This window comes from Rhizobium sp. RAF56, from assembly GCF_052113965.1.
In the GTDB taxonomy this organism is placed as follows: domain Bacteria; phylum Pseudomonadota; class Alphaproteobacteria; order Rhizobiales; family Rhizobiaceae; genus Rhizobium.
Genome location: NZ_JBFRDU010000023.1, coordinates 1 through 26,215, shown reverse-complemented (window position 1 = coordinate 26,215; position 26,215 = coordinate 1). Strand labels below are relative to the sequence as shown.

Sequence of the window (26,215 nt, the reverse complement as noted above, 5' to 3'; positions counted from 1 at the left end):
GCGGTTTTAAACTTGTTCGGACGGGCGCTTAAAGCTACCGCACAAACGAACAATATATGGCACCTCCAAGCGCCCCGTTCGGTGGTCTGCGGCTGCGTCCGGGACTTTTTGCGGATTGTCGGTGCCTCGCCGCGACGCCTCGCGGTGTATCCGAAGGCGGAACGGCGTAATGATAAAGCAGTTCCAGGGTAGGGGGACGTAAATCTATTCAACCCATTGATTTATCAAGAGTCTCCCCCCACAATCATGCACCTAAACCGCGAGATTCAGCACCTTTTCGCGCTCCACATAGGCACGCTGCTTGTCGGTGATGTAGTCCCTGACGAGCGGAGCGGCGTCCCGCGACCGCGACAGCTGCATGTGGAAGACGAGCTGGCTGCCGGTGCGGAACATCATCTCCGCGCTGATCAGATAAAACTCCCACATGCGCGCGAAGCGCTCGTCGTACAGGGCGATCACCTTGTCGCGGTTCGCCTCGAAACGGTCGGTCCAGTGTTTCAGCGTCGTTGCGTAGTGCACGCGCAGGAATTCGAGATCCGTCACCCACAGGCTGTTGCGCTCCACCACCTCGAACACTTCCGACAGCGCCGGCGAATAGGCGCCCGGGAAAATGTACTTTCGCAGCCAGGGGCTCGCCATGCCGGGCGGACTCATATGACCGATGGAATGCAGGACGGCAACGCCATCGTCCGCCATCAACGCATTCAGCTTGGCGAAGAACTCGTCGTAGTGATGCACGCCGACATGCTCGAACATGCCGACCGAGACGATGCGGTCGAAGGGACCTGCAACATCGCGGTAGTCCTTGAGTTCGAAGCGGACCCGGTTGGAGAGACCGGCAATGCTCGCCCGCTCGGTTGCGAGCGCCTGCTGTTCCTTCGACAGCGTCACGCCGAGCACTTCGACATTTTCGAGCGCGGCCAGATAGAGCGCCAGATCCCCCCAGCCGGAGCCGATGTCGAGAACCTTCATGCCGGGTTTCAGGCCGAGCTTGGCCGCAAGCAGCCTGAGCTTGTTGCGCTGCGCCTGCTCCAGCGTCTCCTCGGGATGACGGAAATAGGCGCAGGAGTAGAGCATGTTCTCATCGAGAAACAGGCGGTAGAAATCGTTGCCGAGATCGTAGTGGTGCGCGACGTTCTGCTGCGCCTGGCCCTTGCGGTTCGACTGCTGCCGCTTGCGGAAGCGCATCTTGACGGCTCTCAGCAGTTTCTGGATCGGATAGTTGCCGAGCGACAGGCGGTTCACCGAAAAGAGCGTCAGGAAGTCGCGCAGCGTCGAACCTTCCTCGAAACGCATCGTGCCGTCCATATAGGCCTCGCCGGCGGCGAGTTCGGCGCTGAACACCAGGCTGCGATAGAGCTTCGGATCGGTCAGCCGCATCGTGACTTCGGGTCCCGGCGCACCTGAAAAGACGTGCCGTTTGCCGGCCGCATCAATCACCGTCAGCCGGCCCTTGCGAATGAAGGATTTCATCATATGGGATAGTGGAAACATGCATACCCTTTCGTAGCCAAGGCCGCGCAGGCGCGAGCGAAATGCCGGCATCCTAGCATCGAGATTAAGAAAGGCGAGATGTATCCGCTTCGATCGAGAGGCACGGCATCAATCCGGGCTCACTTCCCTTGCGGTGTAGTTCGCCGTCTGGCGAGCGGGATGGAGAGGAGGGCTGCGACCGTGAGGATCGCGATCATCAGCCAGGCCTCGTTGATCGCCTGCGTCAGCGCCGCCTTCTCGACCAGCGTTTCGAGCGCCGCCTGCGTGTCGGGATCGAGCGGGCCCGCGGGTCGGTTGAGAAACTTGTCGAGCGGGATGCCGACGAACGTTGCGGTCGCGACATCCCCGGCCTTCAGCCGCGCGACGATGCCGTCGGCGAGTTGTGGCGCCCGGCCGTAGATCACCGTATCAATGAGCGCGATGCCGATCGCGCCACCGAGATTGCGCATCAGGTTGAAGAGGCCGCTCGCATCCGGCACCCGTGCCTCTGGCAGACCGCCGAGCGCAAGCCGCGTCGGCGGCAGCAGGCAGAACATGATGGCAAGGCCGCGGATCGCCTGCGGCAAGGCCATGCCGGCGAAATCCGTCTGCGGCGTCTGCCAGGCGCTGAGGCCAAGGCCGAGGGCGAAGAGGGCAAATCCCGCCGCCGAGAGCAGCCTTGCGTCGAGCCGCTGTTCCAAGGCGACGGCAGCCGGAGCCGTCAGCAATTGCACAACGCCGGTGACCAGCATGACGGTGCCGATCTCCAGCGCATTGTGGTCGCGCACGAAGGCTAGGAATACCGGCATCAAATAGACCGATCCGAACAGGCCGATACCGAGGGCAAAGCTCAAGATGCAGCCGACGGTGAAACTGCGATCGGCGAAATTCCTGAGATCGACGACCGGGCTTGCGGCCATGAGCGTCCGTCCAGAAAAGCCGACAGCGCTTGCAATGCTGAGCGCCAAGAGCCCGAGGACCAGCCCGGACATCCAGCCGCGATCCGGCGCCTCCTTGAGCGCGATCTCGAGGCTTGAAAGCGCGATCGCCAGCATCGCCAGCGACAAAAGGTCGAGCCGCCTCGCCTCGGAAAGCCGCATCGGCGCCGCCGGCAGCGCGCGGCTTGCGACGAGGGCCGAGAGGATGCCGGGCAAAATGTTGATCAGAAACAGCCAATGCCAGGAATAGGTTTCGGTGATCCAGCCGCCGACGATCGGGCCCACCGTCGGCGCGAGCACCGCGAGCACGCCGGCAAGTGTCGTGGCCACGCCCTGCCTGTCCACGGGAAAAAGCAGGAAGACCGCCGAAAACACGGCCGGAATGAGCGTCCCGCCCGAGAACCCCTGCACCACCCGAAAGGCAATCAATTCGGAAAAGCCGCCGCTCAGTGCGCAACCGGCGGAGGCGAGCGTGAATACCGAGATCGCCGCGACGAACAGGCGGCGCATGCCGAGAAGCCGCGTCAGCATGCCGGTAAGTGGAATGGCGATAATCTCGGCAATGAGGTAGGCGGTCTGCACCCAGCTCATCTGATCCTGGGGGATATCGAGCGCACCCTGGATCGTCGGCAGCGATGTCGCGACGACCTGCACGTCGAGGATCGCCATGAACATGCCGACGCACATGGCGACGAACCCGGCCCAGGTCCAAGCGCCAGCCGGTCCCGCCTTCCGCTCCGCGATGTCTTGCGACAATGCCCGTCCCTCTCAGAAGAGCCACCCGCTACATAACCGAGAAAACCATGCGGCAGCGCCATCTGGCAAAAGAAATTGCAGCGGCGACCGATCACATTCGCGGCAGCGTTTCTGGGCGGGTGGAGGACTTGCCGCCAACACTGGCGGTATTTAGCCGGCAAACATCATAGGCGTCAGCCGCTGGTTGAGCGCCCGGGGGCGCGTCCGGCCAAAATAAAAGCCGGAGGGTTTCCCGTCCGGCTTCGATCTTGAACGTGAGGCGAACCTCAACCTTCGAAGAATTCCTTCATCCGGGCGAAGAAGCCCGTCGATTCCGGATTGTTCTCCTTCGACGAGATCTGCTCGAACTCCTGCAACAGCTCGCGCTGGCGCTTGGTGAGTTTTTGCGGCGTCTCGATCTGGATCTGGATATAGAGATCGCCGATCTGGCTGGAGCGCAGCACCGGCATGCCCTTGCCCTTGAGGCGGAACTGCTTGCCGACCTGCGTGCCCTCGGGCACCGAGACGCGCGACTTTGTGCCGTCGAGGGTGGCGACGTCGATTGTGCCCCCGAGCGCCGCTGTTGTCATCGAGATCGGCACCGAGCAGTAGAGATCGGCGCCGTCGCGCTGGAAGAACTCGTGCGGCTTGACCGACAGGAAGATATAGAGGTCGCCCGCCGGACCGCCGCGCAAGCCGGCCTCGCCTTCGCCCTGCAGGCGGATGCGCGTACCGTCTTCGATGCCGGCCGGAATGTTGACCGAGAGCGACCGCTCTTCGGTCACGCGGCCCTGGCCGTGGCACTTGGTGCAGGGGTCGGCGATGATCTGGCCGCGGCCGTGACAGGTCGGGCAGGTGCGTTCGACGGAGAAGAAGCCTTGCGCGGCACGGACACGGCCAGCGCCCTGACAGGTGCCGCAGGTCTTCGGCTGCGTCCCAGGTTTGGCGCCGGAGCCGGAACAGACGTCGCAGGTGATCGAGGTCGGCACGCGGATCTGCGCCGTCTTGCCGGTGAAGGCCTCGTCAAGGGCGATTTCCATGTTGTAGCGGAGATCCGCCCCACGTTCGCGTCCGCCCGACGAACGGCCGCGCGAGCGGCCGCCGCCCATCATCTCGCCGAAAATGTCTTCGAAGATATCGGAGAACCCACCGGCTGCAAAACCGCCGCCGCCAAAGCCACCACCGCCCATGCCACCATGCTCGAAGGCTGCATGGCCGTATCGATCATAGGCCGCCCGCTTCTGCGGGTCCTTCAGCGTTTCGTAGGCTTCGTTGAGTTCCTTGAACTTGTGCTCGGCTTCATGATCGCCGGGATTCTTGTCGGGATGGAATTTCATCGCCAGTTTGCGGTAAGCGCTTTTCAGCTCCTTGTCGTCCGCCGACCGGGCCACACCCAGAGTTTCGTAATAGTCCGCTTTTGCCATTAAGGATCCGACCCCGGAAATGGATTTCCGGCTGCCCTGAGGCAGCCGGATCTAAGTTTCCGCAGAATGCTGCGGTTCGCGCTTATGCAGACCGCTTGCGGTCGTCTTCGTCCTTGATTTCCTCATAGTCGGCATCGACGACGTGATCATCGCCGCCGGCAGAGGCGTCGGCCGAGCCGGCTTCCGCCTGCTGGGATTCATAGATCGCCTGGCCGAGCTTCATCGACACTTCCATGAGGGTCTGGGTCTTGGCCTTGATGTCTTCGGCGTCCGGCTCGGAAGCCTCGGTCGCAGCCTTCAGCGCCACGATCGCGTCTTCGATCGCCTTGCGGTCGGCTTCCGTGACCTTGTCGCCGTAATCCTTCAGCGACTTCTCGCTGGAATGGATCAGGCTTTCGGCCTGGTTCTTGGCTTCGACGCCCTCGCGACGCTTCTTGTCTTCGGCAGCATGGGCTTCCGCGTCCTTGACCATCTTTTCGATGTCGGCGTCGGAGAGACCGCCGGAGGCCTGGATGCGGATCTGCTGTTCCTTGCCGGTGCCCTTGTCCTTGGCCGAAACCTGGACGATGCCGTTGGCGTCGATGTCGAAGGTGACTTCGATCTGCGGCACGCCGCGCGGCGCCGGCGGCAGGCCGACGAGGTCGAACTGGCCGAGCAGCTTGTTGTCGGCGGCCATTTCGCGCTCGCCCTGGGAGACGCGGATGGTCACGGCCGACTGGTTGTCATCGGCGGTCGAGAAGGTCTGGCCCTTCTTCGTCGGGATCGTCGTGTTGCGTTCGATCAGACGGGTGAAGACACCACCGAGCGTTTCGATGCCGAGCGACAACGGGGTTACGTCGAGCAGCAGAACGTCCTTGACGTCGCCTTGCAGAACGCCGGCCTGGATGGCGGCGCCAAGCGCCACGACTTCATCCGGGTTGACGCCCTTGTGCGGCTCCTTGCCGAACAGCTGCTTGACGACTTCCTGAACCTTCGGCATGCGGCTCATGCCGCCGACCAGAACAACTTCGTCGATTTCAGCGGCGGTGACGCCGGCGTCCTTGAGGGCCGCCTTGCACGGCGCGACGGTGCGCTGCACGAGATCGTCGACCAGGCTTTCCAGCTTGGCGCGGGTGAGCTTCAGCGTCAGGTGCTTCGGACCGGTGGCGTCCGCCGTGATGAACGGCAGGTTGATTTCGGTCTGCTGCGAGGACGACAGTTCGATCTTCGCCTTTTCGGCAGCTTCCTTAAGGCGCTGCAGGGCGAGCTTGTCGTTCTTGAGGTCGATGCCGTTGTCCTTCTTGAACTCGGCGACGAGGTACTCGACCAGACGCATGTCGAAGTCTTCACCACCGAGGAAGGTGTCGCCGTTCGTCGACTTCACTTCGAAGACGCCGTCGCCGATTTCCAGGATGGAGATATCGAAGGTGCCGCCGCCAAGGTCGTAGACGGCGATCGTCTTGCCGTCCTTCTTGTCGAGGCCGTAGGCAAGCGCTGCCGCGGTCGGCTCGTTGATGATGCGCAGCACCTCGAGACCGGCGATCCTGCCGGCGTCCTTGGTGGCCTGACGCTGGGCGTCGTTGAAGTACGCGGGAACGGTGATGACGGCCTTTTCGACCTTCTCGCCGAGATAGGATTCAGCGGTTTCCTTCATCTTCTGAAGGATCATGGCGGAGATCTGTGCCGGGGAATAAGGCTTGCCGTTGGCTTCGACCCAGGCGTCGCCATTGTCACCCTTGACGATCGTGAAGGGAACGAGCTTCTTGTCCTTCTCGACGGTCGGATCTTCGTATCGGCGGCCGATCAGGCGCTTGACAGCGAAGAGGGTGTTGGTGGGGTTGGTAACCGCCTGGCGCTTGGCCGGCTGGCCGACGAGACGTTCGCCGTCGTCGGAAAAGGCCACCATGGAGGGCGTGGTGCGAGCACCTTCCGCGTTTTCAATGACTTTCGCGTCCTTGCCGTCCATCACGGCGACGCAGGAATTCGTCGTTCCGAGGTCGATACCAATTACTTTTGCCATGTCATTCTCTCCTTGAAGCAAGCTGTCGGAACCCCAAGAAGGCATTTCCCTAACAGCCCCTTACGGGATGGTCTTGATGATTGCGCAGTCATGACTGCCGTGATGTCGCGTATATAAGGAGCGCTTCTTCCGACTGCAAGGCGAGAAGTTGGCCGCAAACCGGCAAAGAAAGCGCTTTTGTCAAATATCCGAATGCCTCGATGCGGTTTTAGCATACGGCAAGCGTCTCGTCTTGCCGCCCCCGATCGCAATGTCGCGAAAGGGCGCTCGCACTGCTTCCAAGTCGGGCGTTTGCAGCGGAAGGGGGAGCTTACCGACAAGGCTTGGGTCAATTGCCGAGGATCAGGTCGAGCAGCGTGGTGCGGTGAGGACGCCGGTTGCCGCCGGACGCCGGCTCGCCGATGTCGGCGGGCGGCGTGATGTGGCGAGATGCATAGGGATTGATGTCGTCGCCAGCCCCCGCCGCGGGCATGTCCTGCGGCTCCTCGTTGGTGGCCACGCGCGTGCCGGGGACTGTAGCCGGTGGCGCGCCCGCAGAGCTGTCGTTGCCGAGCACGCCGGAGAGGATGCTCTCGATCGTCGTGGGTTTGCCGGTTGCGGCGATGGTTGCGCCGTTGTCGATGATCTGGCCGCCGCCGAAGATCGGCGTCGGGGTCAGACCCTTGTGCGCGGCAACCATGAACTCCTTCCAGGCCTTGGCCGGCAGGCCTCCGCCCGTCACCTTCTTCATCGACTTGCCGTCGTCGTTGCCGAACCAGACGCCCGTCGTCATCTCGTTGGTGAAGCCAACGAAGAGCGCGTCGCGGAAGGATTGCGTCGTGCCGGTCTTGCCGGCCGCCTGCCAGCCCGGAATGCGCGCCGACCTGCCCGTGCCGACCGAAATCACGCCCGCCATCATGGCATCCATGTTGGCAACGACCGTTTCGCTCAATAGGCGTGGCGGATCGCCGAAATTCGCCTGGTAGAGCACCTTGCCGGACGCGGTCGTCACCTTGGCGATGACGTGCGGCGTCGCCTTATAGCCGCCATTCATGAAGGCGGCATAGGACGAGGTGAGTTCCAGCAGCGACACTTCCGACGTGCCGAGCGCGATCGAGGCATTGGCCTGCAACTCTGACTCGATGCCGAGCCTGTGGGCAAGCTTGATCACCTGCTCAGGGCCGACTTCCATGACCAGCTGGGCGGCAATCGTGTTCAGCGAGTGGGCAAGCGCCGTCTCCAGCGTCACCGGGCCGTTGTATTTCTGCTCGTAGTTTTCCGGCGTCCAGTTGCCGATTTTCACCGGCGCGTCGTTGCGCATGGAGAGCGGCGTCATGCCCATTTCCATCGCCGCGGCGTAAACGAAGGGCTTGAAAGCCGAGCCCGGCTGGCGTTTCGCGGTGACGGCGCGGTTATACTGGCTTTCGGCGTAGTCCTTGCCGCCCACGAGCGCGCGCACGGCTCCGGTCCTGTCAACCGAGACCAATGCCGCCTGCAAGGCATTGAGCTTCCTGCCGTCGCGGTCGAGGATGTCGTTGAGCGACTGTTCGGCCTTCTTTTCAAGCCCGGCGTCGAGCGTCGTGTCGACGATGACGTCTTCCTTGATCTCGCCGCCGATCAGGCCCGGGAGCTGGTCCATGACCATGTCGGCGACATAGTTTTCAGCGCCACTCCAATAGCTCTTGGCGCGGGTCGAGGGCTGCGACATCGCCGTCTTGATCTCGGCGTCGCCGATATAGCCCTGATCGCGCATTGCCTGCAGCACGACCTGGGCACGGGCTTGTGCTGCCTGCGGATCGCGCGCCGGCGACAGCCGCGACGGCGCCTTCACAAGGCCCGCGAGCATCGCCGCTTCGGCAAGCGTCACGTCGCGCGCCGACTTGCTGAAGTAGCGCCGCGAGGCCGCTTCGACGCCGAACGCGTTGGAGCCGAAGAAGACGCGGTTCAGATACATCGTAAGGATCTGGTCCTTGGTGTATTTGTGCTCGAGCCAGAAGGCGAGCAGTACTTCCTGCACCTTGCGCTCCAGCGTCCGCTCGGGCGAAAGGAAGAGGTTTTTCGCGAGCTGCTGCGTCAGCGTCGAGCCGCCCTGGACGGTGTGGCCGGTGATGGCGTTGGTGACGAGGGCGCGCGCAAGCCCGATCGGATCGACGCCGAAATGCGAATAGAAACGGCGATCCTCGATCGCCACGATCGCCTCGGGGATATAGGGCGACATCTCGTCGAGCGTCAGCGCCTCGCCGCCGGTGGCGCCGCGATTGGCGATGGCGCTGCCGTCCCGATCGTTAATCTTGACGTTCGGCGGACGGGCGGGGATAGCCCAGGTGCTGGCGCTCGGCATGCGCGAGCCGTAGTAGAGCACCAGGCCACCGACCCCGATGCCGCCCCAGAGCGCCAGAACCAGGCACCAATAGATTACGAAACGCAGGAAACCGAAGAAGCCGCCGCCATCACGCCGCGCGCGGCGCTTGCGGCCGCCTCGGCGTTTCGCTTTTGCAGGCTTGTCGCGGCGCGGACGCGCTTCACGCGCGGCACTCGAACGCCCGCCAGCCACGCGATCGTCGGCGCCGATGCTCACCTCATCGTCGTCGCTTGGCGCCCTGCCGGAAAAGGAGGGCTCTATCCTCTGGCGTGATCTGCTTTTGCCTGCCATTGCGGACCGGTTGTTTCCCGATGGTTCTGACGACGTACCGTCCCTCGGCGTCGTCCTGTCGCTTGCCTTGCCACGCGCGATGCGACAGCCGCGGCCCTGCCGCTCGGTGAACTTTAAATGCGGCGATTTAAGGGGCCGTTAATGACAAGTTGAACTGAAATGCGTGCGTTTCCATCAAGGCTTGCACGTCGAGGGCAAGGCGCTGCCGTTACAGGAGGCGCGGTTGACAAATATTAGCCAGCCCATAATCTCCATCGCGTGCGTTTAAATTTCTCTTGGGGCTTGAGGAGATCAGGGCATGCTCGTGACAGGTCGCGGCTGCAAACGCCGGCGCGTGATGTTGAACGTCGCGATCCTCGCCGCCCTTTTCGTTTCCGCGGAGGCCGCCAAGGCGGGGACGCTCGACAGCATCAGAGCCGACAAGACAGTGCGGATCGGTTATATCGCCGACCAGGCACCCTTTGCCTCCAAGACCGGCGACGCGAACCCCAAGGGCTATGCGATCGATATCTGCAACCGGGTCGCCGATGCCCTTTCCCCCAAGGCGTCGCCGCTGAAGCGCGACTATGTCGAGACGACGCTCGCCGATGCCTTTCAGGCGGTCGCCAGCGACCGTATCGACCTTCTCTGCGGCGCCGTCACCATCAGCCTGAAACGGCGCGAAACCGTCGACTTCTCGCAGCCGATCTTCCTGACCGGCGCAAGCGCGCTTTTGCGGGCCGACTCGCCGGACGACCTTCAAACGCTCTTTCTCGACAAGCCGGCCGTTCGCCCCGCGTCCGCGCAGCCCTCGCGCGGCGTTATCGGCGTCAGGGCCGACACGACGACCGGCGCTACCTTGCGCGACGCCCTCGGCACTGATGCGGCAACCGCCAAGATCGCCGATTTCCCCACCCACATGGACGGCCTGAAGGCGCTCGAGGCGCATAAGATCGATGCCTATTTCGCCGATCGCGCCCTCCTGCTTGGCCTGCTAGGCCGCGCGCGCAAACCCTCGACGCTGGCGATCGGCCATCGCCTCTTCACCCACGAACCCTACGGGATCGCGCTTAAGCGCGACAATCCGGAATTCCGCCTCGCTGTCGACCGCGCGCTCAGCGATTTCTATCTCTCCGATGATTTCCCGAAGCTCCTCAAGGCCTATTTCGGCAGCGAAGGCCCTGTCCTGCGCAGCGAGATCATGATGCTGTCGACACCCCCCTGAGGCCGACAGCAAGATCTCTGCCGCCAATGCAAACGTGAACGGGCCGCGGTTCCGCATCGGATGGTTCATCCGCGCAGCAAATCACCAAAGACTTTGAGGGCAGTCGCTCCCGCAAGCTGCGTGGTCGCGGCCTCGATAGTCCCTTGAAAATTGCAAGGAAAGCGACAGCTAACATTGCCGACCCGATGATGTTGAGCGCGAATGGCGCGATCAGCAGCAGGTTCCGATAGGCGAAGAGCGCAATGAATCCAAGCTTGGCAAGATCGCTGACCATCGTTCCCATGGCGATCTGCGCGGGAGCCGGCCTCGGACGGGGTCGTCTGGGAACCCGCGCCAGAGCCGCAATGGATCGATTGGTCCCGGTTCGCCGGCGGCTTGACGACAGGAGACCGATTGGGCGGCGCATGCACGTAGCATCACGTAACATCTATTGGTTGCTTCCCCAAACGAGCGACGTATCTGCGCTTTTCTTGAGGAGCGCCTCTGGCGTTGCGGCACGATGCGGCGCCGACGTAGAGGCAGCGAGGCAACGGTTGCTCGATCGTTTGGGCGCTGCGGGCGTTCCGGCTTGCGGGGGACCCAGAGCGGCGGGCGGCAAGCCCCTGCCATGCGTAGGCTCGCGTAAGTTACGTCGCACGTTTAAGCCGTTGCAATATAATGCCTTAACCTCGCTCACGAGCATGACGGCAAGGAGCGGCGAAAAGGCGGCCTGTTTCGACACCAATACCCGCTCATGAAGTCATGGCCGAGGCGCATTTCTCTGCCTTTGCAAGGAGGTCGACGCGTGATGAAAGCAATATCTATCAAGCTGCTCGCTGGACTATCGGCACTGGCGATGACGTCGATGCAGCTGGACCTGGCGGCTTACGCTCAGACAACAGCCCCGACAGCAGCACCATCCGCACCAGCCCCGCCGGCCCCGCCGGCCGCCGCGACGCCGCCTGCCGAAGACGCGGATAGCAACCTGCTCTCGGAGGATGAGCTCGAAATTCTCGTGGCGCGCATCGCCCTTTATCCCGACGAACTCGTCGGGGTAATCTCAGCAGCGTCGCTGTTTCCCTTGCAGATCGTCGAGGCGCAGCGCTTTCTGGAGACAAAAAAGAAGCAGGCCGACCTCAAGCCCAAGAGCGACTGGGACGGCAGCATCGTCTCGCTGCTGAACTATCCCGATATCGTCAAGATGATGAGCGATGATCTCGATTGGACGCAATCGCTCGGCGATGCGCTCACCAACCAGCAAAAGGATGTGCTGGTTGCGATCCAGCAGCTTCGCGACGAGGCGGTGGCGAAGAACATCATCAAGACCGACGACAAGGTGACCGTCGTCACGGAGAACGAAAATATCGTCATCCGGCCGACCAATCCCGAAACGATATACATACCGCAATACCCGCCGGAGATGCTCTATCAGCCCAACTACCAGCCCGCACCGATCGCCTATTATCCTCAGCCCTATGACAACTATTACTATCCGGGCGCCGCGTTCTTCGCCGCATCGGTGACGGGGCTCGCCTTCGCCGCCGCCGTCAATTGGGACGATTGGGGCGTATGGGGCGGCAACTGGGGCGGCGATGTCGACATCGATTGCAACGACTGCTTCAACAACCGCAACTTCAACGGCAAGGTCAAGCTGAACGATATCGACTGGAACAATGTGGACCGCAGCAAACTGTCGGTCGGCAAGGATCAACTCGCCAACATCGACCGCTCGGCAATCAAATCCGGCCTGCAGGCCGATAATCGCAACCAACTGAAAAACAGGGCCAACGACCTGAAGGCGAACCGGGCCGGAGTTGCGACACGCGACGTGGGAGGCCGCGCCGACGATATTCGCAAGAACACGGTCCAGGGCCTGAAGGACAACCCGAGGAACAGACCTGGGGAAGGTGCCAACCGGCCGTCGCGGCCGGATGGTCGTCCTGACGTTACACGACCGGATAGCCGCCCCAACAGGCCAGCGGACCGTGCCGGAAATGGCGCGGCGAGACCGGCTGATCGCGCCGGGAAGGGCGCCGCGGCAAGAGCTGACAAACCAAAGATGGCCGCGCGGCCCGACAACCGTTCACGCGACCCGGGCGCCCTTGGAAACGTGCAGTCCGGGCGCCGGGAAGCCGTCGCGTCCAAGCGAGGCGGACAGAGCATGGGAGGCGGCCAGCGCGGCGGAGCCCGCCCCGCAGCCCACAATCGGCCGCGCCCGCAATCTCACGGCGGCGGCCGCGGTGGCGGCGGCGGTCGTGGCGGTGGTGGCGGCGGTCGTGGCGGCGGCCGACGTTAGAATGCGCTCCTCCTGCCCTGGATTACGGAGAATGATCATGATGAAGTCGAGATTGATCCCGCTGCTGTTCGGTTCCGTTATGTCGATGATGGTTGCCACTCCATCGATGTCGCAGACCGCGCTTTCGGCGTTTGCAGCGGGCACGCCGCCGTCGTTCGACACGCCCTCGCTTGCGCTCGATAAACTGAAGTCCGCGCTCAGCTCCAACGATGTCGATGGTTTGGCAAGCCTTCTGGGGCTCAACGCTGCAAAGCTTCGCTCCAGCAACGAGGCGATGGTGACCTATGGCCTGCTGAGGGAAGGCGCCGAGCGAGAGTTGCAGCTGCGCGATCTCGGGGAGCGCAAGATCGTCGTGATCGGCGACCGGTTGTGGCCTCTGCCGTTCCCGCTGTCACAAGGCAAGGACGGGAAGTGGGCATTCGATACCGAAGTCGGCCTGCAGGAAATCGTCAACCGGCGCGTGGGCGAGAACGAGCTGGCGACCATCCAGACAATGCATGACTACGTCGCGGCGCAGTACCGCTATGCCGAGGAGGACCGCGACAGGGACGGCGTTTTCGAATTCGCCCAGAAGCTTATCAGCAGCCCGGGCAAACAGGATGGTTTGTACTGGGACGCCGACGAATTTGCCGAATACAGTCCCGCCGGCCACCAGGTCGAGACGGCGGCATTCGGCAAAGCGAAGCGGGGCGAGGGTTACTATGGCTATCGCTATCGCATATTGACGGGGCAGGGCTCAAACGTCATCGGCGGCAAGCAGAGCTACATCGTCAACGGCAACATGACCGGTGGGTTTGGGCTGGTTGCCTGGCCGGTGAAGTATCGCTCGACAGGCGTGCAGACGTTCATCGTCAACGGAGCGGGTGTCGTCTACGAGAAGGACCTTGGACCGTCAACGGAAGAGCGCGCGGCGGCGATCAGGGATTTCAATCCCGATGCGAGCTGGACGGTCGTGCGGGATTGAGGCGACCGACGGCGAGTGCGGCTCCGGATGGCGCCCTCCCGTCTTCCACACTAGTCGAAAGGCGACGGCACGCCCGCTCTGATGGCTTGGGAAAAGGTGTCCGAGGCATCGGCTTTCCGTGCGTTGGCATCGATATGCGCGCGCGCCTTCAACTCGTCAAAAGCCACCCGCGTGTCGAGCGCGTTTCTGTCGTAGGCGAACTCCGGCAGATAGCCGTTGGCCACGAGCCGCCAGTCTAGCGGAAACGTTGCCCCGACGGCCCTCATCATCCTGGCAGCTGTCGTCGTGCAGTTGGTGAAAAGCGAATTGTAGAACCGAGGATGCTCGGCAAGGTCGTTCGCGTCGGCGACATACTGGAGAAAAAGCCGTGCGGCGTTTTCGGGAGGAACGTTCATGCGAAAGAGCTGGACATCTTCACCGCGAACGTTCGACCGGACGCGGACGACGTCGCGTTCGTCGGCGGCGACGATGACGAGGGGATTGCTTTTGAACAGGTCGGCGAGCGGGGAAAACTCGCCCCCGACCCGACGCCGCACCTCGATCGACCACGCGAGGTACTTGTCGCCCTGAAAGCCGAAGCTCAAAATCATGTGCGCCATTTCCGGCCCCGCCCAGTAGGACATGATCAGGTCCAGCGACTTGAGCTGCCTGAGGTCGTAAGTGCGCGTCTCCCATTGCTCGGCATAGCTGCCGTCGGCTTTCCAGGCAAAGTTCCTGACGTTCGCAAGCGTGATCGTGTCACCGTCGAGGGTCCCGGTGACCTGTCTGGCGACGTCGCCGGCCCAGTCGGCGACCAATGGTGGCTTGATCGTGGACCACCATATGAGGACACCTGCGAAGGCGACAGCAAAGGAAAGGATTACAACAAGCCGCGGTCGCCAGAGAATTGAAACTGCCGTGGCGACTCCGGCCAACGCGAATGCCGCCGCCGCGAGTTCCCGTGCAAGCGGTGATAGGGGTAGTCGATAGGACAGCGCAAGCGACGCCCATGCTGTCGCGAGGAGTACCGCGAGCGCGACGATCAGCCTTGCGCCGAAGCGGGCGGTTCGAACAAACGGATTGGCGCGTTGCCCTGCGACTTCGCCGCTGCTGCCTTCAAGCATGCTAGACGTCCCCGCCTGTTTTGGACCGCACTTGGTAGCGCGCTCAAAGGTCTACGCGCCGTCGGCCAGTGATTGCCCGTGAGCGTTTGATCAACGAGACGCGCGCAAGATACATCAATCGCCAACTATGCGCGCGACCTTCCTTTGGCAGCGGACCGTGCCAGCCCGCGCCGCGCCCCCCTCGTTGCTCAGAAGGATTCGAGCCAGGGCCGAAGTTCAACCTCATGAGACCATGCGCTACGTCCTTGCCTCAGGACGTCGAGATAGCTCCGCGCGATGTCTTCCGGATCAAGGTGCGCGTCCCTGCCGTCGTCCGGTCGGCTATTGCTCCGAACGCTTCCGTCGATGATGAAGTGCGAGACGTGGATGCCTTTCGGACCGAGTTCGCGCGCCGCGCTTTGCGCGAGACCACGCAGTGCAAACTTGCCCATGGCGAAGGGTGCGGAGAGCGCGAAGCCCTTTATGGAAGCCGTGGCCCCTGTCAGAAGGATCGCGCCTCGCCCCTTGGCTTCCATCCGCAGCGCCGCCTGCTTGACCACGAGAAAGGCCCCGTAGGCGGTAACGTCGATCGCGGCGTGAACTTTTTCAGGATCGAGTTCAGAAATTGGCCCCCTCAGCCGCCGAGATGCGTTGTAGACCACGACGTCCGGCTCCCCGAGGCGCGCGTCGGCATCGGCGAAAAGGCGCTCGACTTCATCAGGCCGCGAAGCATCGCACGAAAACAGCATCGCACCGGTTTCCTTCGACAGTTTTTCGAGTTTGCCGATGTCGCGTGCCGCCAGCCCGACCGTCATGCCTTGAGCAGCCAGCAGCCTGGCAAGCGCTGCGCTGATCCCATGGCCCGCTCCAACGATCAGTGCCGTCTTGTAGGGAATGGGCATGTCAATTCCTTCCATGGAGGCGCCTCTCTGAGTTTCGCGAACCCTTCGGCGGCGTGCTACGGTGACAGGTACTCCACTATCACTTTTCCCAGATCAGCTCCAACCTTGCGCACCGTCAGGAGATGCCAATCGCCGCACACCCAGGGGTGGATCGGATTGTGCTTTGGCCTCTCGGCGAAGATTCATCGCATCCGCGTCTCCTCCGTTTGATATCCTCCCACTGCACGTGTTTTCGAATATTGTTGACGTTGGCTGCCTGGCTCGGCAGCCATGTTCTATGAAAAAGTAACTGATCACCGAGAGAAAGGCAGGGCGTTCCGTGACACGCACGATCATGGCAATAGTTGCCTTCGTCCTCATCGCCCTCGTCGCGCTTGCGAGCTTCAGACGGCTCTCGAATAGAGCCCGTCTGACGTTTGATGTCGTCTGTTTTGCGGCTATCTCCTGCTATTTCGTTTGGCAGCGCATTTTTCCGATTTTCCCGCCGCTCGGCGGCGAAGCGGATGCGGGTGCTCTGTCGCTTCGCGTCTTGGGTGGAGCGTGGTGGCTGTTTGGCGCGCGCCTGGCCGTTGCGACCCTGGGGCTCACGATCTATGGGGACCGGCGCTCGCGGGAAGCGCGACTGTTGTCCGATCTTTCGGCGGCGGGTATCTACGTGACGACCAGCCTTATCGTCTTCAGTTCCGTCTTTGCCCTACCGCTCACCGGTGTCGTTGCAACCTCGGGCATCGTGGCGATTGTTCTGGGTCTGGCGCTTCAGAACACGCTCGCCGATGTTTTTGCAGGCGTCGCAGTCGGACTGGAGGGGCCGTTCCGCGTTGGCGACAGGATCCAGCTCAACGACAACCTGGAGGGCGTGATTGTTCAGGTGAACTGGCGGTCCATTCGCATACAGACCGACGGAGACGATGTTGCCATCATTCCGAACAGCGTTGTCGCCAAAGCCCAGATCGTCAATCGCAGTTTCCCCAGCGAACGAAGGGCGGCATCGGTCGAAATCTCCTGTCCTGAAAGCGCGATGCCGGAGCATGTGGTTGAAACCCTGCTTCAGGCCACGGTGCTTTGCCCGCAGATCCTGCAGATCCCTGCGCCAAGCGCTGTCGTGGCACAGCTTGGCCAGAGGAGGAACCTCTATAAAATCTTGTTCTTTGTTGCGACCACAGGGGATCTTGCAACCACCAGGGATAGGCTGTTGCGCGTGGCGAGGCGGCAGCTTCACTATGGAGGCCTCCTCGACAAGGATCGACGCGATGAACAAGCGCGCGATGACGCCGGTGACGATACCCTTCTTTCAAGGCGCTTGCTCAGAGATGCGATCCTCTTCGAATGCCTAAGCGAGGAGCAGCTGCAATCGCTTGTGCGCGAACTGCAGTCGCGACGACTGGAACCCGACGAAACTCTGTTTGCGCAAGGCGAGGCCGACAAGGCACTCTACTTGGTAGCATCTGGCGTGGTTGAGTTTACGCGGTCGGCGGGTGAGGTTCAGGAAACGCTCGGCTACATCGGCGCTGGAGAGTATATCGGCGAGATCGGCCTGCTGACCGGCGCCGAGCACCCGGCAACCGCAAAGGCGAAGACCCATTGCCTGGTATACCGACTGCCGCACAAGGCACTCGCACCCTTGTTCGAGCAAAACGCCGGCCTGGTCGCCGCCTTCGACAAATCGGCGAGGAAAGGGCTCGACATTCTTCACCGCGAGGTCGTCGCGCGCGCCGCGCCCGAAATCGGCACTCCGGGTCAGTTGGTGGCACGCATCAGGAGCTTTTTCAAATTCGGCCCGACCTGACGGCCAAAGGGCTCAGCGCGGCAGCCAAACCGTCATTCCCGGCTCAAGGCCCAGGTCGCCGTTCGTCGGATCGAGGCGCAGCCAGAAGCTGTTGAGATCGTGATCGCCGACCGCCCTTGCGGCCCGCCAGGTGGCGAACTCGCCGAGGGGACGCATTTCATTTACGCGGGCTTCAATGCCATGTCCGTCGCTCGTCTGCAGGGTGACGACCTTGCCGATCGCCAGATCCTTCAGGGCGTCTTCACGCAGTGTGAAGGCGAACCATCTTTGGCCTTCGGGTTCGATCGTCATGACCGGGGCGCCCGGCGACAGGGCTTCTCCAAGTTCCGCGACCTCGATGAGGACCGTGGCATCGATAGGCGCCTTCAGCATCGTCTTGTCAAAGGCTGACTGCGCCTCGGCGACGGCGCTTTCGGCGGCCGCCACCTTGGCATCGGCAAGTGCAAGTTCCTCCTTCGTCGGTCCCGCACTCGCCGCCGTCAGTTGCGCGCGCTTCAGTTCGAGATCGGCCTGCGCCTTGCCGAGTTGTGCGGTGGTGTCGTCAAGCAGTTGCCGGCTGCCGGATCCCTTGGCGACGAGCGAGACGGCGCGGCTGTTTTGCTGCTGCGCAAGCAACAGGTTGGCCTCGGCGGTCTTCACGGATTGCTCGGCGATCGCCACCTCTTCGGAGCGGACACCGGCATAGACATGATCGCGGTCGGCTTTGGCGCTGGCGGCGGCGGCCTTCGCTTCACCGAGCGCCGCCGCCAGTTCCGGGCTATCCAGAGATGCGAGCAGATCGCCCCCTTTGACCCGTTGGCCGGGCTCAACGGCAACGCTCAGAAGCCGGCCGCCCACCTCCGGCGCGATGCGGATTTCCGTCCGCTGGACCATGCCGGGCGCCGCGCCGCCTGTCTCGCCATTATCGCCGGAAAAAGTTGCCGCGTCGCTGCCGAGCGTCACCGCGACCATCGACGCCATCAACAGCGCTTGCCGGCGAAATGTCCTAGTGTTCATCCTGCCCTCTCCCTGACCACCATGCCGAGGCCATCGCGAGCACCGCGTAGACAATGGCGAGCGTCCAAAGGCTCTGCCAGTTGCTTTTCACGTCCGCCAGCGAAGCGCCCATCTGGTTGATGCGCACGAGACCATCAATCGCCGAGGTGCTCGGCAATATTTGACTTGCGATGCGGATCGCATTCGGGATCGCCTCGATCGGCCAGGCGACGCCCACCTGGAAGAAAAGCGGCAGACTGATCGCAATGAAGAGCAGCACCGCCGTCTCGCGACGCCTGACCCAGGAGCCGACGAACTGGCCGAGAAAGCTCACGGACAAGATAAATGGAACGGCCAGCGCCAATAGGTCGAGGAAGCGACCGTTGGTCGAGAAGCCGTAGATCCGCGGCAGGATGATCAGGTAGAGCGCGAAGCCGGGCAGCACCAGCAGCAGATGCGCAAGCGCCTGGCCAAGCACCGCGGTCGGCCGACCACGCCCGCGGCGGGCGGCTGTTCCGCCTTGCTCGAAGGCGAGGCCGCCAAGGGTTGCCGACCCCATCAGCAGCGTCTGCTGCAGGATGAGGATAAAGGCGCCGGCACGATATAGCTGGCGTAGCCGCCGGTCGGATTGAAGAGCGGCTGATTGAGAACTTCGACCGGCGAGCTCCTGACGAGCGCTGCCCGGAACAGACTGCCGTCCGGCCGCGCACTGCCGCCCGCGACGTCGGCCGAGACGGTGGCAGTCGCCTCCGTGATCCCCTGCAGCGTGCGATTGTAGAGCAGGAAGTAGGCGGAATCGACGTAGATCGGCAGGCGGGCGCCGACACCCTTCAGGACATCCCGCTGGGTCCCCTCAGGAATGCCGACGATGCCGAACACTTCACGCCGGGCAAGCGCCGCCTGCGCCGCCTCCAGCGTGTTGGGACGGGCCACCACTTGCGTGGCCTCGTCGGCGTCGAGCATTTGGATCAGGGTCCGACTGAGATTAGTGGAATCGTCGTCGACCACCGCTACCGGTATCTTGCGGACCAGTTGCCCGAGGTAGGGCTGCGGATAGAACACGCCGTAGATGAGCGGCGCGAGTACGATGAGGCCAAAGACCGCGCTATCGCCGAGAACGCGCTTGTATTCGGCCGCAAATGCCCCGCCGATACCTACCCTCGCAAGCGGCGGCGGAGAGGCGACTGCCTTAGGCACACGATCGGGTCCGCGCGCGATCCTTGTCAGCCGCAGCCAGGAAAGCAGGAAATAGGCAAGCGCAAGTGCCGCGAGCGCCATGAAGGGCTTTACCGAGTCATGGGCGGGCACCCCGCGGGCCGCCTGATCAAACAGGATCTGCACATACCAGCGCAGCGGCAGGATATCGCCCCAGACACGCGCGAACCCATTCATCGCCAAAGCCGGGAAACCGACGCCGGCAAAGCCGAAAGCAGGCGAGCAGATGATGCCTGTGAGCGAGAGGCCGAGCGGAAGGTTCCTGACCAGCAGTTGCAGCAGCGCTCCAAGCGACAGATAGGCGATGAGAAGCAGGCAAGCGGAAGCGCCCATCAGGATCGCGTCGCCACGGAAGGGAATCTGGTTTAGCCCGTGGATGATGCCGAGGCCGAGCACCATCATCAAAATGAAGATGCCGAAATATGGCGCAAGCTTGCCGACCAGCGCGGTCAGCGGACTCCCGCCCGCCGCGTCCAGCCACTCCCGCATACTGCGCGAACTGAATTCGGAGCCGACGGCATAGCCGCCGGCGATCGCGGTCAGCACGTGCAGCACCGTCGGCAGGATCGCCCGCAGCAGAAACTGTACATAGTTGAGCGCCGGATTGGTCAGCACATATTGCTCGGTCACCAAAGGTCCGGGGCGATAGCCGCCAGCCCCGCCCGCCTGCTTCGGCAAGGCCGCGGCTGCGGCGCCGATTGCCGCTTGCAGCCCCCCGGATGCGATGTTCCCCGGCGAGAAGTATTGCTTGTTGTAGAAGATCACGATCTGCGGGCGTTTCGCCGCGCGAATATCGCGTTCGAAGTTTTGAGGAATGAAGACGGCTGCGATCGCCGCACCGGAACGGATCGAATGCATGGCGCCATCGAGATCGGAAGACCGGCGAGCGACCGCGACGGAGGGAGCCGCATCTATGGTCTGGATGAACCGCAGCGACGTATCGGAATGGTCCAAGTCGACGACATCGACGTGCAGATTGCGCACCACCGCATTGCTGAACGTTGCCGTCAGGATGAAGAAGGCGAAGAGCGGGATCGCCAACACAAGCAGCAATGCCACGCGGTCGCGCCAGATCCAGACGACCTCGCGCGTGGCAACGCTTAGGATACCGGGCGCTGCGGGCCCAGACATCAGCGTCCCCCGCTCCATTGCAGATAGGCGCTCATGCCGGGGCGAAGCTCGGCAATCTTCTCGGTCGGATAGGCGCGCACCTCGAAGGTGCGAAGATCGAAATCGCCGGTCGCGCGGGTGGCGCGCCAGCCGGAATATTCGCCGCGCGTCGCGATCGTTTTGATTTCGACCGGAACCACGCGGTCGCCGAGGGCGGGAATACGGACATCCAGCTTGTCGCCGACCTTCAGACCCTTCACCAGGTCTTCCCGAAGATCGAAGCTTAGCCAGACGTCGCTGAGGTCGATCAGCGAGAGTAGCGGCACGCCGGGCGAGACGAACTCGCCGAGCTCGGCGCCGATCTGGTAGACCTGCGATCCGACCGGCGCCTTCACTGTCATTTCGTCGACCTGGGTGTTCAGCGTCGCGACCGCCGCCGTCGCCTTGTCGACATTCGCCTCTGCGATGCCGCGCTCCTCCTTGGTGTAACCGGCAACGGATTCGTCATAGGAAAGTTTCGCCTGTTCGAGACCGCGCCTTGCGACATCGAGCGATGCGGTCACTTCGTTCAACGTCTGCGTCGAGGCGACACCCTTGGTGGTCAGTTCGTTGGTGCGATCGTAAGTCTGCTGGGCAAGGACCAGATTAGCCTCTGCCGACGCGATCGCCGCCTTGCGTTGCGCGACGACTTCCTCGCGCGTGCCGGCATCGATGTGCGCAAGCTCGGCGACGGCGACCGCCCTCTCCGCTTGCGCCTGTTTCAGCTTGCTCAGGATCTGTGGGTTGTCGATCCTGACCAGCACCTGGCCGGCCGCCACGTTCTGGCCCCGCTCCGCCGGCCGCTCGCCGACGCGGCCGTCGACACGGGCGGCGATATCGATGCGGGTAGCATTCGCCTCCCCCTGAACCAAGAGGGGCTGCGGCTGGACCAGATACCACAACGATAGGCCGACGATCATGGCGACGGTGAGGGTGACGATCAGCGCAGCCGCGCGCGATGGACGGGGTCCGTCCGCACTTAGGTCGCCTGTCGGTGTGGGAGCGGGAGCAGAGCCGGAGGCGGCCGCGAGACCCTCCTCGGTCGCGTTGGAGTTACCTGTGGGAGACTGAACCTGCTCGTTCACCGCAACGCCCTCCGTTCACCCGGCACGCCGTGCCGCCCCACCTTACCTCACGCAACCCTTCGCGGTGAAGGCAGTTGTCGTGACAGCCGACCGGACAGGGCATGTACGCACGACGGATCGCCGAGCGTGAGAGCGACGCGCCAGAGGCGCGTCGCCCAGCCTAGCGTTTCCGTTTGCTTTCACGCAATTCCGGACGGAAAACCGTCACGCTTCTCCTGGAATTGCTCAACGGCTGGCTTATTTTTCGATGCCGCGGTCCTTGAAAGATTGATCGATCGCCTTGTCCACCTGAGCGCGGACACCTTCGATATTGAAGCTGGCAACGCGCTGGCTCGGAGGATACTTGACGAAGGTCTCAAGGAACGCAGCGCCCTGCAACTGACCCTTCACGAGCAGATAGTCGTTGCGCACGAGCCAATCGTTATACTGATCCGAAACGGTGTCGGCTCGCTCGTAAGGGTCCATGCGCAGATTGAACAGCTTCGGGAGACGCCAGGTGACGAACGGCGTCTGCCAGACCGCGAAGCCGCCGGGGGCCGGCTGCTCCTTGAAGACGACCTTCCAGTCGTCGAAGCGCGTTGCGACAAGCCCGCCGTCATCGTCGAAGTAGTAAAAATCGTGGCGCGCGCTTTCGCCCGACTTCCCCGTGAGATAATCGAGCTGGTTATATCCATCGAGATGGTTCTTGAAGGTCGTTTTGCTTCCGGCGGGCTGCCATCCATCGAGCAGCCGATCCTTGACATCGGCATCGCCGGCGGCCGCCAGCAACGTCGGGAACCAGTCGAGACCGGAAACCATGCCGTTCTTTACCTGGCCCGGCTGGATGTGCCCTGGCCAGCGGATCATGGCCGGAACGCGGAACGCCCCTTCCCAGTTGGTGTCCTTTTCGCTTCGGAACGGGGTGGTCGCCGCATCAGGCCAGGAAAACTGGTTCGGACCATTGTCCGTCGTGTAGACGACGATGGTGTTATCCTTGATGCCGAGGTCGTCGAGTGCCTTCAGCAGCTTGCCGACGTCGCCGTCATGCTCGATCATGCCGTCGGCATATTCATTGCCCGGCATGCCGCTCTGGCCACGCATGGAGCTACGGACGTGCGTGAACAGATGCATGCGGGTGGCGTTCATCCAGGTGAAGAAGGGTTTGTTCTGCTTGACTTGGCGGCCCATGAAATCGATCGCGGCTGCGGTCGTTTCGTCGTCGATCGTTTCCATGCGCTTCTTGTTCAGCGCCCCGGTATCCTCGATCTTTCCGTCTGAGAACGCCTTGATTACTCCGCGTGGATTGTAGGCCTTCAGAAACGCAGGATCGTCCTTCGGCCAATAGGGAGCCTCCGGCTCCTCCTCGGCATTCAGATGGTAGAGATTGCCGAAGAATTCATCGAATCCGTGATTGGTCGGCAGATATTCGTCCTTGTCACCAAGATGGTTTTTGCCGAACTGACCGGTGGCATAGCCGAGAGGTTTCAGCGCCTGCGCGATCGTCATGTCGCCGGGCTGCAGCCCGACGGGCGCTCCCGGCGCACCTACCTTGCAAAGACCTGTGCGCAAGCAGACCTGGCCAGTAATGAACGTCGAGCGGCCGGCCGTGCAACTGTTTTCCGCATAGTAGTCCGTGAACATCATGCCCTGTTGGGCGATGCTGTCGATATTCGGCGTCATGTACCCGGTAACGCCCATGGAGTACGCGCTGATATTGGTCTGCCCGATATCGTCGCCGAAGATGACGAGAATATTCGGCTTCGACGGGCTCCTGGCGGCGGGCGTCGTGGTGATAGCCTGCTGGGAATAGGCCGCCGATCCCAATGTCATGACAACGATTGCCGTCGCGGCGCGGAGGCTCTTTGAGAATGCGAAGTTCATGGCATTCTCCCAGTGATGTCGTGGCTCAACATTCCGTTCTCCTTTGGTCGGACAGTGCTCGGGTCGGCAGCGCTTCATCGATGCCTTGGCGCGTGGCTTGTGACCGTCGGAGACTGCGTCGGCATCTCACGAAGGGTAAGTACGTAACAGTAAATGAGACGGAATTTTCATCACTTGGGCTCGGCGAGTATCGTTGTTTCGACGCTTATCCGCTCGTGCGCCTCGTGAAACCGACATCAACGTGACAGCACCCATCCACCTCATCCGCGCCATGGCGAACTGGAAGCCGTGACGGCGCCGTCAATCGACCTTCGAGGAATCCCGCCAGGCGCGCTCGAACGGCAGCCGCCAGGCGTGCGGTGCGATAAGCTGGTGGATCGATTTCGGCCCCCAGCCGCCCTGATCGTAGAGGCGCACCGGCGGCGGATTATCCAGTAGCGGCTGCGAGACTTCCCAGAGCCGTTCGATGCCCTCGGCGGTGGTGAACAGCGTGTGGTCGCCGCGCATGGCGTCGAGGATCAGGCGCTCATAGGCCTCCAGGACTTCGCCGATCAGGCCGGTTTCACTCATGGCGAACTGCAGCGAGAGCTTGTCGAGCCGGAAACCCGGACCCGGGCGCTTGCCGTAGAAGGAAAGAGAGACCTTGGAAGCGTCGGCGAGGTCGAAGGTGAGGTGATCCGGTCCCTGAGCGCCGACGCCGGAACCCGCCGGAAACATCGATTTCGGCGGCTCGCGAAAGGCAATCGAGATGATGCGCTGCCCCTCGGCCAAGCGCTTGCCAGTGCGCAGGAAGAAGGGCACGCCCGCCCAGCGCCAATTGTCGATTGCGCATTTGAGGGCGATGAACGTATCGGTATCGCTTTCGGGATCCACACCCGGCTCTTTGCGATAGCCAATATATTGACCGCGCACCACGTCCCGCGGCTCGATCGGCAGCATGGAGCGGAACACCTTGTTCTTCTCCTCGGAGATCGGCGCTGGCTCGAGGGCGGTGGGCGGCTCCATCGCCATGAAAGCGAGAATCTGAAAGAGGTGGGTCACCACCATGTCGCGATAGGCGCCGGTGGTCTCGTAGAAGGCGGCGCGGGTGGATAGACCCAACGTCTCCGGCACATCAATCTGCACATGGTCGATGAAATTGCGGTTCCAGATCGGTTCAAACAGGCCGTTGGCGAAGCGGAAGGCCAGGATATTCTGCGCCGGCTCCTTTCCGAGGAAGTGGTCGATACGGAAGATTTGTTTCTCGTCGAACACCTCGTGCAGCTTCGTGTTCAGTTCCACGGCGCTGGCAAGGTCCGTTCCGAACGGCTTTTCCATGATGATACGGGAACGCTCCACCAGCCCGGCCTCGGCCAGAAGCTGCACGGCCGGGAGCGCTGCTTTCGGCGGCACGGACAGGTAGTGCACGCGCCGCGTCTCCGGCCCCATTGCCTCCTCAGCCCTATTGACCGCGTCCTTCAGGACGCTGGCGCCGCCCGCGATCGGTGCGTAATCGAGGGATGCAGCGAAAGCCTCCCATTCGGCCTGCGTGAACTTGCGGGTCAGGAACTTGTCCAACGAGTCGCGCGCAATGGTGCGAAAACCATCGACATCGATATCGTCGAGCGACACGCCAACGATCCGGCAGCCCGGGATTAAGCCGGCATTGATAAGGTGGAACAACCCCGGCAGCAGTTTACGCCGGGAGAGATCCCCCGTTGCACCGACGAGCACGACGACCTGCGGATAGCCGGGGCCGACCCGTGTGGAATTCTTGCGCAAAATATCCATCCCAGAATCTTCAATAGCACCCTGCGTGGGACGAGACCGCGACGGCACCAGCCCCGCGCCACCGCGAGGCAATTGCCCTCGTGCCCGAAGCCATCACGGCAAATCCTCACCCGATCCGAGGTTGAATAGAGGCATGGATTCCGAGGTCAATCAAGGGGCGAAAGCGGCCGCCTGGGATGCCAGTTGATTGCGGTGGCTCAAAATGATTTCGATGAGACGCGGGCGGCAGGCGAACGCGATGGGGGCCGAACGCAAGAAAGCCCGCCGGCTTTCTCTTGAGCGGGCTTTATGTTTGGTTTTGCTTGTTTTGGTTGAGGGGCAGGCAACCGGCGTTGTCTTCATGAGCTGAAATGTCTAATCTAACACTTCTCTCGCGAAGCAAACCATTGGCGGCGCTCCTTGCCTTGGGGCAGGAATCAAAACGCCCCCACGGGGGACCGTAGGGGCGGAATAAGTTTGGTTGCGGGGGCAGGATTTGAACCTGCGGCCTTCAGGTTATGAGCCTGACGAGCTACCGGGCTGCTCCACCCCGCGTTATGGTTATTTGGCAAAAGGGCGGCGTTTTTGSGGGCGTTATGCCGGGCATTTTGCCGTTTTTGTGAATGAGAAGATTTTGTTGCGTTTAGCAGACCTGGCAGTGACCTACTCTCCCGCGTCTTAAGACGAAGTACCATGGGCGCAGGGGCGTTTCACGGCCGTGTTCGGAAAGGGAACGGGTGCGGCCACCCCGCCATAACCACCACCACC

The 26,215-nt window shown here is 62.5% G+C and carries 17 protein-coding genes, 1 tRNA gene and 1 rRNA gene; 4 read left to right on the top strand and 15 right to left on the bottom strand.

Translation table 11 applies throughout. From position 1 onward, the window contains the following. Positions 1-252: 252 nt before the first annotated feature. The 5 genes from AB4048_RS19085 to AB4048_RS19065 form a co-directional block, all read right to left on the bottom strand. The gene (locus tag AB4048_RS19085; protein WP_442203559.1) at positions 253-1,494 is read right to left on the bottom strand and encodes a class I SAM-dependent methyltransferase; all 1,242 of its coding nucleotides are present in this window, start codon (positions 1,492-1,494) and stop codon (positions 253-255) included. A 119-nt stretch (positions 1,495-1,613) separates the two neighbouring features. Continuing rightward, positions 1,614-3,167 carry a DHA2 family efflux MFS transporter permease subunit gene (locus AB4048_RS19080; protein WP_442203558.1) on the bottom strand — a complete coding sequence of 518 codons (1,554 nt, stop codon included), beginning with the start codon at positions 3,165-3,167 and terminating at the stop codon, positions 1,614-1,616. Positions 3,168-3,433: 266 nt separating this feature from the next. Further along, on the bottom strand, positions 3,434-4,570 hold the full coding sequence (dnaJ, locus tag AB4048_RS19075) for a molecular chaperone DnaJ (protein ID WP_442203557.1): 1,137 nt from the start codon (positions 4,568-4,570) through the stop codon (positions 3,434-3,436). A gap of 82 nt (positions 4,571-4,652) precedes the next feature. Next, a complete protein-coding gene (gene dnaK / locus AB4048_RS19070) occupies positions 4,653-6,569 on the bottom strand; it encodes a molecular chaperone DnaK (RefSeq protein WP_442203556.1) in 1,917 nt (638 codons plus the stop codon). A 328-nt stretch (positions 6,570-6,897) separates the two neighbouring features. After that, on the bottom strand, positions 6,898-9,201 hold the full coding sequence (locus tag AB4048_RS19065) for a transglycosylase domain-containing protein (RefSeq protein ID WP_442203555.1): 2,304 nt from the start codon (positions 9,199-9,201) through the stop codon (positions 6,898-6,900). 298 nt (positions 9,202-9,499) lie between these two features. On the opposite strand from AB4048_RS19065, the gene AB4048_RS19060 reads away from it, so the two are divergent. From AB4048_RS19060 to AB4048_RS19050, 3 genes are all read left to right on the top strand, one after another. Continuing rightward, positions 9,500-10,405: an amino acid ABC transporter substrate-binding protein gene (locus AB4048_RS19060; protein ID WP_442203554.1), complete on the top strand. Its 906-nt coding sequence runs from the start codon at positions 9,500-9,502 to the stop codon at positions 10,403-10,405. Between the two features lie 787 nt (positions 10,406-11,192). Beyond that, positions 11,193-12,680, top strand: coding sequence for a DUF3300 domain-containing protein (locus tag AB4048_RS19055; RefSeq protein WP_442203553.1), 1,488 nt, complete (start codon positions 11,193-11,195; stop codon positions 12,678-12,680). Positions 12,681-12,717: 37 nt separating this feature from the next. Further along, the gene (locus AB4048_RS19050; protein ID WP_442203552.1) at positions 12,718-13,644 is read left to right on the top strand and encodes a DUF2950 domain-containing protein; all 927 of its coding nucleotides are present in this window, start codon (positions 12,718-12,720) and stop codon (positions 13,642-13,644) included. Positions 13,645-13,694: 50 nt separating this feature from the next. On the opposite strand, the gene AB4048_RS19045 is transcribed toward AB4048_RS19050, so the two are convergent. Continuing rightward, positions 13,695-14,747, bottom strand: coding sequence for an Lnb N-terminal periplasmic domain-containing protein (locus tag AB4048_RS19045; protein WP_442203551.1), 1,053 nt, complete (start codon positions 14,745-14,747; stop codon positions 13,695-13,697). Between the two features lie 188 nt (positions 14,748-14,935). Beyond that, entirely contained in the window at positions 14,936-15,628 is a 693-nt protein-coding gene (locus tag AB4048_RS19040; RefSeq protein ID WP_442203550.1) for an SDR family NAD(P)-dependent oxidoreductase, read from the bottom strand. A 319-nt stretch (positions 15,629-15,947) separates the two neighbouring features. On the opposite strand from AB4048_RS19040, the gene AB4048_RS19035 reads away from it, so the two are divergent. Continuing rightward, entirely contained in the window at positions 15,948-17,414 is a 1,467-nt protein-coding gene (locus tag AB4048_RS19035; protein ID WP_442203549.1) for a mechanosensitive ion channel family protein, read from the top strand. A gap of 12 nt (positions 17,415-17,426) precedes the next feature. Here the strand turns inward: AB4048_RS19035 and AB4048_RS19030 are convergent, their stop codons facing one another. From AB4048_RS19030 to rrf, 8 genes are all read right to left on the bottom strand, one after another. Then, complete coding sequence (locus tag AB4048_RS19030; RefSeq protein ID WP_442203548.1) at positions 17,427-18,410, bottom strand: HlyD family secretion protein; 984 nt, start codon at positions 18,408-18,410, stop codon at positions 17,427-17,429. Continuing rightward, on the bottom strand, positions 18,400-18,948 hold the full coding sequence (locus AB4048_RS19025; protein ID WP_442203547.1) for an ABC transporter permease: 549 nt from the start codon (positions 18,946-18,948) through the stop codon (positions 18,400-18,402). Before AB4048_RS19025 ends, AB4048_RS19030 begins: the two co-directional genes overlap by 11 nt. Further along, positions 18,948-20,735 carry an ABC transporter permease gene (locus AB4048_RS19020; protein ID WP_442203546.1) on the bottom strand — a complete coding sequence of 596 codons (1,788 nt, stop codon included), beginning with the start codon at positions 20,733-20,735 and terminating at the stop codon, positions 18,948-18,950. The genes AB4048_RS19025 and AB4048_RS19020 overlap by 1 nt, the downstream gene beginning before the upstream one ends. Then, positions 20,735-21,838: an HlyD family secretion protein gene (locus tag AB4048_RS19015; RefSeq protein ID WP_442203545.1), complete on the bottom strand. Its 1,104-nt coding sequence runs from the start codon at positions 21,836-21,838 to the stop codon at positions 20,735-20,737. Before AB4048_RS19015 ends, AB4048_RS19020 begins: the two co-directional genes overlap by 1 nt. 237 nt (positions 21,839-22,075) lie before the next feature. Next, positions 22,076-23,698, bottom strand: a complete 1,623-nt coding sequence (locus tag AB4048_RS19010; protein ID WP_442203544.1) for an arylsulfatase — start codon at positions 23,696-23,698, stop codon at positions 22,076-22,078. A gap of 300 nt (positions 23,699-23,998) precedes the next feature. Further along, the gene (gene zwf / locus AB4048_RS19005; RefSeq protein ID WP_442203543.1) at positions 23,999-25,468 is read right to left on the bottom strand and encodes a glucose-6-phosphate dehydrogenase; all 1,470 of its coding nucleotides are present in this window, start codon (positions 25,466-25,468) and stop codon (positions 23,999-24,001) included. A 457-nt stretch (positions 25,469-25,925) separates the two neighbouring features. Beyond that, a tRNA-Met gene (locus AB4048_RS19000) sits at positions 25,926-26,002 on the bottom strand. Positions 26,003-26,097: 95 nt separating this feature from the next. Then, a 5S ribosomal RNA gene (gene rrf / locus AB4048_RS18995) occupies positions 26,098-26,212 on the bottom strand. Between the last annotated feature and the right edge of the window lie 3 nt (positions 26,213-26,215).